The sequence below is a fragment of the Enterococcus sp. RIT-PI-f genome, assembly GCF_001297065.1.
Lineage (GTDB): Bacteria > Bacillota > Bacilli > Lactobacillales > Enterococcaceae > Enterococcus_D.
This window is the reverse complement of record NZ_LHOX01000018.1, coordinates 130,242-146,163: the sequence shown is the minus strand read 5'-3', so window position 1 is coordinate 146,163 and position 15,922 is coordinate 130,242. Positions and strand designations below refer to the sequence as shown.

At 38.2% G+C, this 15,922-nt stretch carries 14 protein-coding genes; 2 read left to right on the top strand and 12 right to left on the bottom strand.

The annotated features are described in order from the left end of the window. Complete coding sequence (locus AEQ18_RS11865; RefSeq protein ID WP_054116551.1) at positions 1-432, bottom strand: GtrA family protein; 432 nt, start codon at positions 430-432, stop codon at positions 1-3. Between the two features lie 119 nt (positions 433-551). On the opposite strand from AEQ18_RS11865, the gene AEQ18_RS11860 reads away from it, so the two are divergent. Further along, on the top strand, positions 552-1,361 hold the full coding sequence (locus AEQ18_RS11860; protein ID WP_054116550.1) for a DUF1189 family protein: 810 nt from the start codon (positions 552-554) through the stop codon (positions 1,359-1,361). 74 nt (positions 1,362-1,435) lie between these two features. Next, entirely contained in the window at positions 1,436-2,389 is a 954-nt protein-coding gene (locus AEQ18_RS11855; protein ID WP_054116549.1) for a phosphoglycerate dehydrogenase, read from the top strand. A 78-nt stretch (positions 2,390-2,467) separates the two neighbouring features. Here the strand turns inward: AEQ18_RS11855 and AEQ18_RS11850 are convergent, their stop codons facing one another. The 11 genes from AEQ18_RS11850 to AEQ18_RS11800 all read right to left on the bottom strand — a co-directional run bounded on the left by AEQ18_RS11850 (position 2,468) and on the right by AEQ18_RS11800 (position 15,895). Further along, positions 2,468-3,412 (bottom strand): glycosyltransferase family 2 protein, encoded by a 945-nt coding sequence (locus AEQ18_RS11850; protein ID WP_054116548.1) that lies wholly within the window; start codon positions 3,410-3,412, stop codon positions 2,468-2,470. 40 nt (positions 3,413-3,452) lie between these two features. Further along, positions 3,453-3,761 carry a HesB/YadR/YfhF family protein gene (locus AEQ18_RS11845; protein WP_054116547.1) on the bottom strand — a complete coding sequence of 103 codons (309 nt, stop codon included), beginning with the start codon at positions 3,759-3,761 and terminating at the stop codon, positions 3,453-3,455. Positions 3,762-3,772: 11 nt separating this feature from the next. Next, positions 3,773-4,438 carry a potassium channel family protein gene (locus AEQ18_RS11840; RefSeq protein WP_054116546.1) on the bottom strand — a complete coding sequence of 222 codons (666 nt, stop codon included), beginning with the start codon at positions 4,436-4,438 and terminating at the stop codon, positions 3,773-3,775. Positions 4,439-4,524: 86 nt separating this feature from the next. Beyond that, positions 4,525-5,154: a response regulator transcription factor gene (locus tag AEQ18_RS11835; protein ID WP_054116545.1), complete on the bottom strand. Its 630-nt coding sequence runs from the start codon at positions 5,152-5,154 to the stop codon at positions 4,525-4,527. Between the two features lie 2 nt (positions 5,155-5,156). Beyond that, complete coding sequence (locus tag AEQ18_RS11830; protein ID WP_054116544.1) at positions 5,157-6,224, bottom strand: sensor histidine kinase; 1,068 nt, start codon at positions 6,222-6,224, stop codon at positions 5,157-5,159. Continuing rightward, complete coding sequence (gene liaF, locus AEQ18_RS11825; RefSeq protein ID WP_054116543.1) at positions 6,221-6,952, bottom strand: cell wall-active antibiotics response protein LiaF; 732 nt, start codon at positions 6,950-6,952, stop codon at positions 6,221-6,223. Before liaF ends, AEQ18_RS11830 begins: the two co-directional genes overlap by 4 nt. Positions 6,953-7,108: 156 nt before the next feature. Further along, complete coding sequence (gene greA / locus AEQ18_RS11820) at positions 7,109-7,588, bottom strand: transcription elongation factor GreA (protein WP_054116542.1); 480 nt, start codon at positions 7,586-7,588, stop codon at positions 7,109-7,111. Positions 7,589-7,711: 123 nt separating this feature from the next. Continuing rightward, the gene (mltG, locus tag AEQ18_RS11815; protein ID WP_054116541.1) at positions 7,712-9,061 is read right to left on the bottom strand and encodes an endolytic transglycosylase MltG; all 1,350 of its coding nucleotides are present in this window, start codon (positions 9,059-9,061) and stop codon (positions 7,712-7,714) included. 111 nt (positions 9,062-9,172) lie between these two features. Further along, positions 9,173-11,857, bottom strand: a complete 2,685-nt coding sequence (locus tag AEQ18_RS11810; protein WP_054116540.1) for a GW dipeptide domain-containing protein — start codon at positions 11,855-11,857, stop codon at positions 9,173-9,175. Positions 11,858-11,880: 23 nt separating this feature from the next. After that, entirely contained in the window at positions 11,881-12,657 is a 777-nt protein-coding gene (locus AEQ18_RS11805; protein WP_152911925.1) for a DUF6270 domain-containing protein, read from the bottom strand. 205 nt (positions 12,658-12,862) lie between these two features. Further along, positions 12,863-15,895, bottom strand: coding sequence for a CDP-glycerol glycerophosphotransferase family protein (locus AEQ18_RS11800; protein WP_054116538.1), 3,033 nt, complete (start codon positions 15,893-15,895; stop codon positions 12,863-12,865). Positions 15,896-15,922: the final 27 nt, after the last annotated feature.

Genomic DNA, 15,922 nt, shown 5'->3' with positions numbered 1-15,922 from the left:
CTATTTATTATCGGTGAAGATCCAAAACTTACTAAAAAGATAGTTTGCCAAAACGACGACGATTTGGGTCACGATCTTAGCGGATAGGTCCCCACTGTGCAATAAAGAAATCATCACGTACATACACAACATATCCAAGCCTAATGAAAGTATCCTGAAAAAAATAAATTTGGCAAAGGATAACCAAGCGGCGCGTCTATCGACTGTTGTTGCCTCGAAAACCCAAATTTTATTTGTGAAATAAGCAAATAAAACAGAAATTGCCCAAGAAATAACATTTGCCACCTGATAATACAACCCAAACACATGACGGCACAGCAAATAAACGGCGATGTTGACAACAGTCGTCATTCCACCAAAAAATAAATAGGTGAACGGTTCCCATAATTTCTTTTCTTTCAATAATTGTTTTAAGTCATCATATTTTTGCATTGATACTGCCTGCCTCCTAAGATCATTTCGATTTCTAAGTTTTTAAGTGAATGCCTTGTAATCTGCTAGCCCCTTCGTTACAATTACTCTAGTTATACCACAAAGGAGTTATTCATCATATGACATTCATACAAGTTTTAAAAACTGCCTTTTTTCATATTCCACTTATCAAGTTTATCAGCAAGGCAGATTTTTCAAAAGTGATTGTAATTTTGCTTGGTTCAACCGTTCTTTTGGCCATTCCGATCACGCTGCAGGTGATCGATATTTTTCAAGATGTACAAGCAGATAGTCAAGAAATTGCCCAATCCATTCCTGATTTTACGATCGTTGACGGCCAACTGCAGACAGTTGAGGAAACGGAAGGATTTATCTATCAAACCAACTCGATCATTTTCACTTTTGATCCTCAAGGCAAACGGACCCCGACTGACGTTGCCGCAGATGTCACAGGGTCAAGAATTGCTGTTGGTTTGTTGAAAGAACAACTGATCGTCTATTTGCCTTCCTCTGGCCTGTCAGTTTCACTACTGGATTCCAATCAACTCGATTTTGATTACAGCGAACCCGCATTAAGAAATTTGAATGGTGCTGCGATCAAAGACGCCCTTGCGAATCAATCGATTCCATGGCTGATTAAAATCGTCGTCTTTATTGTCGCTTTGTACCCCACTTTTCTCAGTCTATTGGTTACATTGATCATGGGCACCTTTATTGCAACCATTTATACCAAACTAAAATTGTTTCCATATACCTTTTTTGAAAATCTGAAAATGTTGATCGTTAGTGCGGCTCTGCCTTCTTTGATTAGTGTGCTCGTTCAATTCATTTTGCCTTCTTTTGATAGTTCGACTTTCATTTTATTCGCCTCTTTATTTTTGTTTACACAAGGGGTCAAAAACACACCGAAAATAGATATCAGTCGCTAAAAAACCATGCTCAATCGTTTGAGCATGGTTTTTTTTTATTTGTCTGCTACACTAAAACAGAAGGAGTGAATGAGATGACAAAGATTATTTTAGCAACGCGAACATTTAGAGAAGAATTTTATCAACAAATCAACGCCATAGACCCAGAGTATCAGGTCGTGGTTGATGACGGACAAACAACGATTCCGTGGTCGCAAGTTGCCGTGACAGTTGGCTGGAAAACTGATTGGGATGCACATTTATTGACCACTGATAGCAATCTAAAATGGGTACAAGCGATCTCTGCTGGCGTTGATACACTGCCGTTAGCTGCTTTTGCGCAGCATCAGATCCTTGTTTCAAACGGCAGTGGTATCCATGCACAATCGATCACTGACCATTTGCTGGCACTACTCTTTATGGAAAACCGAGGTATTTTCAAAGCCATTCAATTGCAGCAACAGCAAAAATGGGCGCCATCGGCTATTCCTTATGCAAAATTGGCGGATAAGCGGATCCTCATTGTCGGCACTGGACAAATTGGCCAACAATTAGCGAAATCACTCGCGTTCTTCGGGGTTCAATCATTTGGGATCAATACCAGCGGCCATCCAGTCGCAGGCTTTACTGAAACCTATGCTTTGAATGACTTAATACCAGAGGCGCGGAAAGCCGATTATATCATCAATATTTTGCCACTGACCGAAGAAACCACACATATATATGATCAAGCATTCTTTGATCAATTAAAAACCAGCGCGTCATTTTATAATGTTGGCCGCGGACCGAGTGTGGACACAAAGGCGCTCGCAAACGCATTGCAGGCCAAACAATTGGCATTTGCCGCTTTGGATGTCTTTGAAGAAGAGCCATTGCCGAGTGATGACCCCTTGTGGTCTGTAGAAAATCTGCTGATCACACCACATATTTCTGGCCATACTCCACACTTCCAAAAGGCCTTCATGGCTATTTTCCTCGAAAACTTAGATGCCTTCGTTAAACATGACAAACTGACCAAGAATGAAATTGATTTATCAAAAGGTTACTAAGTCAAAAGGATTTATCCCAATCAGGCAAAACGATACAAAAAGAAGGTCTATCACCACGATTTGTGATAGGCCTTCTTGCTATTTGCGTTTCGCTTGATCTTGTTCCGTTTCTTTCAAAAAATAAAGCGGACGATTTTTGGTTTCCAAAAATATCTTGCCAATATATTTCCCAATAATGCCTAAGCACAACAATTGCAAGCCGCCAACAAATAAGAAAATGCTTACCATTGATGGCCAACCTGACGTTGGATCGCCTAAAATAAACGTACGAATGACAATAAATATCATCGCAACAATAGAACCGATACAGGAAAATGCCCCTATAAATGAAGCGATATTTAATGGTGTATCCGAAAAGTTGACGATCCCGTCTATGGAATATTGGAATAATTTCCAGAAAGACCACGACGTTTCTCCTGCAACACGCTCAATATTGTCATACGCAATATATTCTGTTTCAAATCCAACCCAACTAAAGATCCCTTTGGAAAATCGATTGTATTCCGATAATTGCAGTACTGCATCCACCATATTGCGTCGCATCAACCGAAAATCTCTGGCGCCATTGACCAACTGTGTGTCTGCTATCTTATTAATCACATTATAAAAATTATTTGAAAAGAAACTGCGGATCTTTGGTTCCCCTTTACGATCTGCACGCCGGGTGCCGACACAATCAAGTTCAGGATTGCTTGCTAATCGTGCAAACATTTCTGGCAAAAGGGTTGGAGGATCTTGCAAGTCAGCATCCATCACGGTGACAAAGTCCCCTTTGGCTGCTTGAAGGCCCGCATATAGAGCGGCTTCTTTCCCGAAATTACGTGAGAAGGAAAGGTAACGCACACTCTCCGGATTGTCTTTGTATAAGCGTCGCAATACGTTCAATGTTTGGTCAGAAGACCCGTCATTCACAAAAATATACTCAAACGGCATATCCACGGCTGGTTTTACTTTCTCGGTTTCTTTGAAAAAGAGCGGCAAACTTGCTTCTTCGTTGTAACAAGGTACAATAATCGATAACATTCCATTCATCTCCTAAGTCAATCTCATCGCAAAAGATAGACTAGCTTCTATCATTTTTATCTTCGTTAAATGCGTATTTTGGTTCATCTAGAGCGGCATCATAGTCTACGACTAGATCATAACCCTTAAAGAACCATTCATCCGTTTCATCGATAAAAAATAGTAGATCGTCGATTGTTTTTTGAACAATTGCGCGTTCTGGCTTATCCACAGACATGCCAACTGAAAACCCATCATGGATTTGTGTTTTTCCGTAAATTTTCCCGAAAAAACGCACACCTCGTCCATCATCTACGACCAATTCTTTTTTAAACCACGCCAATGCTTCGGGGGTCACTGTTAATTCCATTTTATTCACTCCTAATCATTCATATGTTCATCTAAAATATCGACGTCATCCGTATTCCCAATGACCAATAAATTGTCATTTTCTCTCACCAATGCATCAGCTGCAGGCGACACGATGACCTGTCCTGGACCACGACGGATCGCCACTACAGTCAAACCGTATTTCTGACGAAAATTTAAATCCAATAACGTTTTGTTGAAAAATTTTGGATTCGATACGCGAATCTCCGCCAATGAGAATTCATCTGACAGTTCAATGTAATCCAAAATATTTTTGGATACCAGATTATGTGCGATCCGAATCCCCATGTCTCTTTCTGGATGGACAACGCGATCCGCACCCAGTTTTTCTAATACGCGGGCATGGTACTCATTCTGTGCTTTGGCTAAAATATTCGGCACGCCCATTTCTTTGACCATCAAAGTCACCAGGATACTTGCTTGGATATCTTCCCCAATCGCCACGATGACATGATCAAAATTACGGATCCCCAACGAACGCAGCGTCATTTCGTCTTGCGCATTGCCCACGACCGCATGGGTCGCAATATTCATGTACTCATTGACACGGTCTTCATTGCTGTCGATCGCCAACACTTCTTGACCTGATTCTATCAATGTACGGCAGATACTGCCACCAAAACGCCCTAGACCGATAATTGCATAATTTTGTTTCAACACAAACGCTCCTTTGTATGACAAATCAATTCTAAGTATAACAAAAACCTCCTCGGCTGACCATGAGGAGGTGTTTACATGCACGTTTATTTGATCAGACCATGTTTGAAGGCGTAAATCGTCGCTTGCGTACGGTCTTCCACCTCTAGTTTTGACAAAATATTCGACACATGGGTCTTGACTGTTTTCAAGGTGATAAATAAGGCATCGGCAATTTCTTGGTTGCTGCGGCCTTCCGCTATCAACAATAAGACTTCTTGTTCCCGATTGGTCAAGTCATTGTGTAAAATAGGTGTTCGATTGGTTAACCGATCCATCATTTTTGTGGTCACTTCTGGCTCTAAGACCCGTTCTCCTCGTTGTGTAGCCCGTATCGCTTCCGCAATTTCATGCGCTGTTGAGGTCTTAAGCAAATAACCAGCCGCACCAGCTTCAATCGCCGGGTACACTTTTTCATCATCAATAAAACTTGTGACAATGATGATTTTGGCTTCCGGCCACTCTTTCAAAATCGCCTTAGTCGATTCTATCCCATCCATTTCATCCATGACAAGGTCCATCAATATCACATCTGGACGCAAGGCCATAGCTTTCTCATAACCGATCCGACCATTTTCAGCTTCGCCGATCACTTCGATATCATCTTGGATCGATAAGTAAGAAGATACCCCCAAACGCACCATTTCATGGTCATCTACTAACAACACTTGAATCATTTTTACGCCTCCTTCAACAATGGTACTTTGATCTCGATACTTGTTCCCTGATTCTTAAAACTAATAATTTTTAATGTGCCGCCGACCGCACTGATTCGTTCCCGAATATTCATCAATCCATAACTGCCGGCTTTTTGATTCTCAGTATCAAAGCCAACCCCATCATCGATCACGCGCAACAGGACATTGTTTTCAATACGATGGAGATACACTTCCAACTCATCTGCTTTGGCATGCCGCAATGTATTGGATAACAACTCTTGGATCACTCTAAATAATTGATCTTCAATTGAGCTTAGCATAGTGAATTCTTCAATATCCCATTTTAAGGAAATTTTTATTTTGGTTTCTAACTCTTTTAATAATTGCTCGATACCTTGCTTCAATGTTTTGCCTTCAAGAGTTACAGGACGCAAGTGAAGCAGCAAGGCCCGCATTTCTGACTGTGAAGCGTTGATAATATCCGTAACCATTGCTAGCTGCTTTTTCTGGGCATCAGGCGCATCATTACGAATCGCTTGCTCATTCAAAGCAGACATCATCATCATCGCTGCAAATAATTGTTGCGAAACCGAATCATGCAACTCTCTTGCTAGCCGATGTCTTTCAGCTTCCAAGATTTCTTCTTTGGTTTGGCCATCGACAAACTGCGGCCGGGCATTTAATTGCTGCAATTCCATTGATGTTTGTTTCATTTTTTCTTGAATACTTTTGATGTCACGATCAACATCCGCTATCAACCGGTTTTCCGGTGCATGAGGAATCGCCATGTCTAACAACGGGCTGTCAAAATTGCCGCTGGCCAACAGACGTAATTTCTCTTCCACCGGACCATACTGACGACTGCGGAAAAAAGAGATCGTAATAAACACCAATAAACCAATCAGCAATGAAAGTACCAGTACATGAAAAACGATGGGGACAAAAAACAATTTGATTTGAAAAACTTCTACGATCCAATTTTCTTTCCCACTCGCATATAGATACGAAAAAAGCATAAAGTTCAGGGTAAAGAAACTAGCCAGACCTGAGTAAAATGCGATCATACCTCTCGAAAATTTAGTGATCATACGCGAATCACCTCTAAATCACCTACGATCGTATTCGTCAAAATCTTCAAGCGACGATTGTTTTCGGTGTAATCCGCGCTGTAAATCGTGACGCGTTCATTTCTCAAACCAGTTTGTTCTCCTTCGAACAACACATTACCGATAAATGTACTGTGTTCCAATTTAATGGCTACGCCAGAAGGCACCAAGATGCGGGTTCGGCCAAAGCCTTTACGTACGATCACGGCATTTTCTTTCTTTGGCAATAAAGTATTGCCTAAGTCAATGATCGTATCCCCCGTCAAAATATCTAAGTTGATGTCATCCCATTCATATACTTGACTGCCAATCCGTTCATTGCCGATCCATTGCTGCTTTCTTTTTTGGGGATGGCTGTCTTTCGGTTCTTGTGTTTCAACAATGATCATCTGTTTTTTACGCCAAAATGAGTGTTTAGTAAAATCAACACCCGTCAGTTCAACACCTTTTAAGCCAATAAACAATATGGCGAAAATCAGCATCAACCACAATGCAGGACTATTGATCAAACTAATGAAAATGGCGATCAATCCAGAAACCATCAAAAAATTGGTAAAATTACTTTTTCGTTGTCGCCGCTGCACGAGTACCAAACATAGAATACCCATAATCAATAAAAAGAGAAGCGGCGGATTTGATAAAATTTGCCAAATTGCAAATAGCAAAAGCAATGCTTCAACGACGAAGAAAAAACGCCAAGGGCTTTTCATTTCAGTTCCTCCTCCTAATGGTTCTCTCTTATCATAACGGATAAATAGCAATTATCCATCAGTCTATAGTCCGAAAAAGGACCCTGTCAGCTCTATTTCTCTGACTTGAGAAAGAACAGCAGGGTCCACTATGATTGGTTGGATGGCTTATAACGATCAGCTGTTTTTGACTTCAGTGATTTTCACTTGCATATCGCCGCCGGGTGTTGAAATCGTTACTTCATCATTGATTTTCTTACCGATCAAGGCACGGGCGATTGGAGAATCATTGGAGATTTTACCAGAAAACGGATCTGCTTCTGCACTGCCAACGATCATATATTCTTCTTCATCGCCATCTGGAAGTTCAACGAAGATCACTGTTTTGCCGATTGTCACTTCATCAGAATCAGCACCTTCATTGTCGATGATTTCTGCAAAACGAATCATTGTTTCCAAAGTTGTGATCCGGCCTTCAACAAAGGCTTGTTCATCTTTGGCTGATTCGTATTCTGAGTTTTCTGATAGGTCGCCAAAACTACGGGCAACTTTGATCCGTTCAATGATTTCACCACGTTTTACCGTTTTCAATTCTTCTAATTCTTGTTCTAATTTTTCTTTTCCTTCAAGGGTCATAGGATATACTTTTTCTACCATAATTATTCTCCTTCTAGTAACTTCTACTAACTGCTAATAAACCGCAAAAGGTAATCTTTTGCGAATAGTCCACAAAAGATTACCATGCTTTTTTTTAAATGTAAACCATTAACTGATGAAAAATCAATTTGATGTGTTATTGACGTGTTCTTCTACCAATTGCATATGCTGATCATAGGTTTGCGCGAAGTACACCTCTTGTGTTTGGATATCCGCAACAAAATAGTAATAATCATTTGCTGTAGGCGCCAACACCGCTTGGATGGCTTGTTCACTAGGATTGTTGAAAGGTCCAGGACCATAGCCAGTATTGGTATATAAATTATAAGGCGAATCAACAGCCGTATCTTCATAGGTTACCAATTCTTTGTGTTCACCCAGTGCATATAGGATCGAAATATCCGATTGTAATTGCATACCGATCGCCAAACGATTGAAAAATACTTGCGCAATATTCTTGCGGTCGTCCTCTTTGCTGCCTTCTTTTTCAACCAATGAAGCCAATGTCAAGACTTCTTGGACGGTCATTTCTTTTTGTGCGATTTGATCGTAATACTTCGACATGACAGCATTCGATTTATCCACCATTTGTGTGACCACTTCTTCTAACGTATTGCCAGTGTAATAGTCATACGTTGCTGGGAACAGATACCCCTCTAATCTATAACGGACACCTTCCGCATCCGCTGCACTGCCTAATAAATCAGGATACGCTGTTTCCATTTTTTCGAAGAATTCATCGCTTTCCATCAATGCCAAGAAATCATCTTTGGAAATATTAGTTGCCTCTGCTAAGGCATCACCGATCTGATCAACATCATAGCCTTCCGGAATCGTTACTTTGGCATCGGAAGTGACTGATCCTTCACCATTTTGCAGCATCGTACTGATTTCATCTAACGTCATACTTGGTGAAAATTGATAATTGCCGGCCTGAAAACCGGTCAAATTATTAAATTTAGTATAATAGTTGAAGATCATGCCGCTTTTGATAATATCGTCGTCTTCCAAAATTTCACCAATAGCCTTATTTGAAGAGCCGCTTGGAATTTCCACCGATACGGTTTCTTTATTGCTAGTATCTAAAGGCTGCAGACTAGAAGTGACATAACGATAGACCGAAAAACCTAAGACCCCGCCAATCAACAATAAAGCAAGAACCACGATCAATACGATACGATTCACGATCCGGTCTTCTTTTTTGCGTTGCATTTTACGCCGATTGGCCGACCCTTCTGGTGAAGCGGTTTTCTCCGATATGGTTGATCGCCTTCTGGCAGTCGACTGTGTTTCAGTTGTTCTTGAATGATTGTTTCTATTTTCTTTATTCATAGTTGACCCAATCTCCTGTTGCGTTTGAATCGTTTGATTTTCTGATTCGCCATTTGATGGTTCTTGGCTTGATCGAGAATTGTTCAAAGCACCAAGTACTTCGTCTTTAAAGGATTGCTCCTCTGGATGTTGTTTACTCAAAACAACTCCTCCTAACTTTCGTAATACTGGCTTGTACCATTATACACGAAAGTTTGGGGGAGTAAAACGATTTTTACAAACCTAAATGTTTTTTAGGAATAGGGATTACTTTTAACGAATAACCATCATCTTGCGTTGTTTAGTATTAAGATAATTGTTTAAATGTGTTTTTGATACCCATCGAACCGCACCATTGGCATTTGCTGAGTCAAAACCAACATCTTGAACCAAGAAAACCTCACCGACAGAAGTTTTTTCATATCCACGAATAATCAATACATGTGTCGGTGTCATATTCACGCCAGAGTACCCCATATTCCATTTTCCCCAGAATAAAACGGGATTTCCTAACATGATTTCTTTTTGAACCGCATCAATCGAAGCATTAGAGATATTTGCAGCTGTGGAAGTGTAATTTTTTGCATAATTGGTTAATCCAACAGGCGAGATTACCGCTCTAAATGTAGCTGATCCTCCCCATGGCGTACCAATTTGACCCAAATCAGTATTTGATGCATGTAACGGTAAATTATTGATCATCTGTGTAAGACTTACATTTGTCGCATATCCTTTCATCCTCAACGCTGTAAATAATGAAACCGCCGCACAACCTGACCAAGCACCGATAGTTGTCTGACTATAATATGCGCTATCGAGTATATATTTATTGGTACTACTCAAACCATCTTTATTTATCCAGCCTAAGTCTTTGCCTTGATACGAAATTAAGATATAGGTACCATAATTTGTCACTGCTTCTTTCTTCAAAACTACATTTTTATTCAGGTAGCTCGTCGAATTCAGCTTTTGCTTTGCCCCAGTTACATAAGGTTTGTCCCATATTGTCCAATTACGCTTAGAAACGACTTGCATATTTTCATTTAAAGTTCTTTCAATAAAAACTTGGTCGTTATAAGAAGTGCCATTGGCATTGATCCAGCCTCTTATTACAAACTTTCCATCACTGTCTCTAGACCATATCCGCAAATAGAGTGTATTTCCAACTCTTGCTTCTCTAGTCACTAACAATGTCTGATTACTGTAATTTTGTGATTTCCCAACACTCTTCACACCGGTAGTGAAGGGTTGTTCCCAAACATCCCAATTTGTTTTAGTAATTGTTGTGTAAGCATTTGGTACAACTTTTTCGTCATAACTCGTAAGACCATCTTCATTGAGCCAGCCTAATTCTTTGAATGACCCAGAAGCATCTCTAGCCCAAACTTTTACATAAGTGCCATATATTGTGGTTGCGCGTCTAGTCAATAAAATAGTTTGCGCTCGAAAGTTATTGGTATTCCCAACAGCTGAAGATTTTCTTGAATATGGTGTATCCCATATTGTCCAATTGGCTTTGCTTATTCTTTTATATTCATTAGGAATGACTTTGTAATCGGCTGCTTGAACAGCAGTGAATCTCACCCAGCCTATGGCTTTATATCCCGAGCCATCATCTGACCAAATTCTATAATAGGACCCGGCATTTGTTGTCGCTGATCTAGTGATTAATAATATTTCACCCGTTTTATAGGCATTGGTTTTTGCAACTGAACGAGATTGAGTCGTATATGGGCTATCCCAAATATCCCAATTATCAACTTTCAAAGTAACATATTGATTGTCAATAACATTTTCAGACAGGTCCTTTAATCCATTTTTATTGACCCAACCAAAATCTTCATACGTTTTAGTATTCTGATTAAACACCCAGATGTTGTTATATTGACCATACTTTGTTATAGAAACTTTTTTGATCAACAGTTTTTCGTTCATTAAATTCGTTGTTTTACCAACTGATTTCGAACGAGTAGAATATGGCGTATTCCAAATATCCCAATTTGTTTTGCTAAATTGTTGATACACTTCTGTGGTGTCATTGTAGATGGCAGACTGAATACCATTCTCATTGATCCACCCTAAATCCTCAAAACCTTTTCCTTCATCTGTTTGGATCAACACGTATGTTCCAATTGATGTTTGGACGCGGCTTGAAATCTTTATGATTTCACCGCTGGCGAAATAAACATTTGATTTGCCAATCGACTGAACACCAGCTTCGTAAGGTTTTTCCCAAATATCCCATTGGTTTTTTGATACGATTCCGTATTCAAACAAAATTTGGCTCTGAGTAACTGCACTCGATTTTTTGAAATTTTCATTTTCTTGCGTTTCTGCAACTTCATTCGTTTCATCAACTATAGACAAATCCGCTTCATTTTCATCTTGAACATCTGTCTCATCTGTCGAAACAATTTCTACATCATTCGAATTTATCCAACCTTCTACTTGCGCTTCATCATAAATTTGATAAAATTCGCCAAATGAAGTGACCCCTTTGATCAAAACATCGTACGTACCATTACTTACCTTAAAATTTTGCTGCAGTTCTTGTGAATTTGATTCAGGCTCCTTATAGATGGTAGCGTCTTCATTAATGATCGAAATTTTTTCGTCTATAGGTACCTTATCTAGGATCGTAGTAAAATCAGATGCTTCCACCCAGCCCCATTGGTCGTCTATATTCACGTATAAATAGTCAATGTCCGCTACTTTCTGTTCTTGATACACGCCAGCTTCTGAACCAGCTGGAATAGCCATTGTGATTGGTGTATAATCAGCTAAGTTTTCAAAGAAAACAGGCTGTTCCACTTTACTTAAAACTTGATATTTTTCTACTTCCTTCTCGTTATAGACACTATCTGTTGTCATAGCAGAAACAACTGTAGCTGTTTCTGCTGTGACACCTAATACCATCGTTGCCAACAAACCTATCACTGCAAACTTTTTGATTTTCATTTTTCCGACTCCCCTTTTTCAATCTAGTCAAGCATCACGCGCAACTTTTCTAAAGTTTTCGAATAGAACTCTTGATTATAATGCACATAAAACCACCCCCATGGATGATCAGAAGGACAGTAATACTGATTTATGTCAAAATCAAGATGCCTTAAATTGTACTTATATTCAGCATAAGTATCAAATAAATCCCATAAAATATTGAATCTATCAATATGGAAGTTTTCCCATTTGTCATTTAATTCTTCACTCAAAACGACTTGTTGCCCGTTTTTCAGACCAGTATTAACAAATTTTGTTTTGTTCAAAATGATCTCGCAGTGTGGCAGATTCAATCGCACATACTGAATCAAATCATCAAAATTTTTTTTCCATAATTTTAGGAACGCGTCTGTATTGTTATATATAGAGTATTCATTCTCAATGTTAATTTGCTTAAAATGATCCAGCTTCTTATATTGCCATTTTTTATTGGTTATATAGGTACCGTCATTGACTGCCAAAGTACCATAAAAAACATCCGTATAAAAATCTATAATTAAAATATCCGGCTGACTTTGCTTTAATCGAGATAAAAAATCCTTTTGCAAGTCTTGTCGGTAAACATTTTTATAAAAGTTAGTAACATCTCCATTAATTTTACTTTCCTTCAAATTCAGAGGAGAAGACATGACTGAAACTATACTCATGTGCTGTTGATCAGCAACGATCGTAAAATATTTTTTGTAATCTGGATTGAACTTAGAATTAAAAATATCTCTAGTCGTACAACTACCTAATAGAGCCACTTTATATGGCATTGTTTTTCGAAAGTTGTTTCTATATTTTTTTTGAAACCAACCTTTTAGTTTAGATCCCATTATTGATTTATTATCTCCTCACATTGCCCTATATTAAAATAGTTTAACATAGAAGCTTGTACTCGAATATCTATCAACTTAAGTATACATTTTTTCGCTATAAAATCGAAGACTTTTGCCTGAATATGAGGATTTTTTTGTAAACTTACATGATTTCTTCATAAAATTCACCTAAAACGGATTGATTATATGCGTATGGATCAAATTTCCTTGGTGCGTTTGGAAAACCTTTTTGAATTTGTTCTACTAGTGATTCTGCGATTGTCTCTGCATCGGTGCCATTGATATAAAATCCGTAGTCGCTTCCTATTACAGAGCGGTTGGCAGGTATATTGGAAGCTAAAATCTTCATTCCTAATGTTAATCCTTCAAGAAGAACCATAGGTTGTCCCTCATAATAGGATGGCAGTACAAACAGATCACATTGTTTCAAAACATAGCCAGGATTGTCAATATGTCCTAACAGCCATACATGATCCTGTAAATCTAATGCTTGTATCAATGAGATTAATTCTTTTCTCAGTTCCCCATTTCCTAAAATAAATAATCTTGCATTTGGGAAAGATGTTAAAACAGTGGAAAAAGCCCGAACTAAATTGATTTGATTTTTTTCGGGAGAAAGTCTACCCATTGTTACAAAATTGAAATCTTCAGGTGAAATGAGCGGAACACTTTTTTCTTTTCTAGTTTCATTCGGTGCTTCTGCTGGATTTACTAACGAATATTTTGGGTTTCTGAATAAAAATACCCATTTCAATACAGAAAACTTACCTAAATGATGAATATTCGTTATAGAAGACGACTTTATCCATCCTAAAGTCCCGTTTTCATTCTCAGCCAGAAAATAGTCATCATTGAGCCCCACTGTCTTTTTAGACAAAAATACATAAGTCTTATTAAGAGGTAAAGCGAATCCATTTTGTATTTGATTCAAATCAGCATAAAAAACAGGATCACTCGATACATTGATTGTCCCAATCAATTGAACATTACTTAAGTCAACCTTTGATTTCACTAAAAAATTTACATTCTCGCTATCGATCCACCCTTGATACATATCATTGATAATTAATTTATAATATGTTTTCCCTTGGTGTGTATAACGTGCAACACTCCTTAGTGTATCATTGTGCGTGATATGGGTCGCACGATAGTCTTTGTTTAAGAGACTGCTGATTTGAGGATATAAGTCAAAAACACTGTCTTTCCGAATGGTCAAGTGGACAGTTTCCCTTTGAATATTTATCACATCTTCCTCGCAAGTCTCATCCACCTCGCTATTCACAATTTTATTGATATTCAAACTGTTTCGAACAACACCTACTTGTTCCGGTCGAATATATTGTGCTAGATTTTTTTTGTTGATTTCCATTGTTTCTTGAGAAACACTTAAAATACGGTCAAAAAGTTGATAGATTGAAAACAAACTTTTTAAGTTCGTTTTATGCGGTTGTTTGCCGTTCACTGTCCGTCGCGAATCACTTAAAAGGTCGTTGTGCTGAAAAACAACTTTTTTATTACTATTTACAGCTGCTATAAATTTCCCCCAGAAAAAACTGTACCCGCTGAAATCAATCGCTACTTTAAAGACGGAAGAGTTTCCTAATAATCGTTTCATCTCACGTGCATATGCATTTTGGGGGTAAAATTTACTTGAAAAAGCATGTACGCCAAAGGACTCAAAATAGTAATCACTTATTGTCTCTAAAAATGTGTAAGCATGTTTCCCCGGTCGGAAGAGCAGTCGGCATTCCGAAGGGATTAGTTTAACATTCTTTAATTCTTCTTTTGTTAAAGGATTTGCAATTAGAATTGACACATCGAACGCTGAATAGTCCAAGTTGCTTACAAGATTAAGAAAACTACTTGTGATCCCATTGTTTTTCATTCTTCCTGGGAAGAATAAAATATTTTCCTTCTCTCGATTCGGATAGATGATCTTCAATTCTTGGCTACTCTTGCCCAGAAAAATATATTCCAGGTATCTCTCCGTTGCGTAACCATTATCTTTGCTAGCTATTGTCTGCCGTAGTGCATCGTATTGGGTCTGATATTTTTCCTTTATACTGGAGATGTTTTCAACAAAAGCTATTATATCTTGTACAGTGTAGGCGACTGGTCCAGGCAACTCATTTTCTTCTATGGATGAGCCTCTTTCATGGGCGTATATATCACTATCCCATACATAAAAAAGAATGGGTTTCTTCGTTACAAGAAAATCGAAAAAAATACTTGAATAATCCGTAATCAAAATATCGATTCCCGCTAAGCATTTATTGGCATCAAATGAATCAGGAATCAGAAAATCTTTCACTCGTTGATTTTTAGCTACTTGATGATAAATAAAGGGATGGACTTTGATAAAGAAGTTATATTTCCCAGAAAATTTTTCTTTTAAATAAAGGGTTTCCTGGATGATTTGCTCAATATCGTCATTCGTTTTTGTGATTTTTTTCCCTTTCCATGTAGGACAGTAAAGAATGGATTGGAAAGATGGATCAAATGTAAGGTTTAATTCATCAAAATCTTTAAACACATTATTTTTACCATATTTAACTGTCCAATCGATTCTTGGATAGCCCTCCTCGATGATTTTTCCAGCAAAAATTCCGTTTAATTTATAATCATTCTGATACATTTTTGTCATTAATGGATTAGCAGAGAGCAAATAATCGGCCATCAAAAAATTGCGAACAACATTTTGAGATTGTGATGGATCACCCGGAATATTGTATCCCATTGTTTTTAAAGGCGTCCCATGCCAAGTGTTGATATAAATTTGCTTTTCTTTTTTTATGAAAAAATTAGGGAAGGTAGAGCTGTTGACTAAGAATTTTGCAGCGAGTAACCAATAAAAATATTGTTTTGATTGCCTCACCACAACCTTCACACGGGCATTATCTCGATCGATATTTTGCAACGCTGGATTCTCTAACCGATCAATCACCCAAATATGGGTATAATTCAAGAACCGTTTATCTGAAATCATCTTCTTATAAAAAGAAAATGGAGAATCTACTATGGTTTGACCATCTCGAACTTCATACAAAATAGTATTTTCTTGTAATTGAATTTTTTCATAGTTTTGTACATAGTATTGCATCATTCTTTGTTGTTTAGAAAACAAATACGAACCGCTTTTGCGCACGACGCGTGACAAAAATCTAGTGATTTCCATTGAATTTCCTCATCTCTATTTCATCAA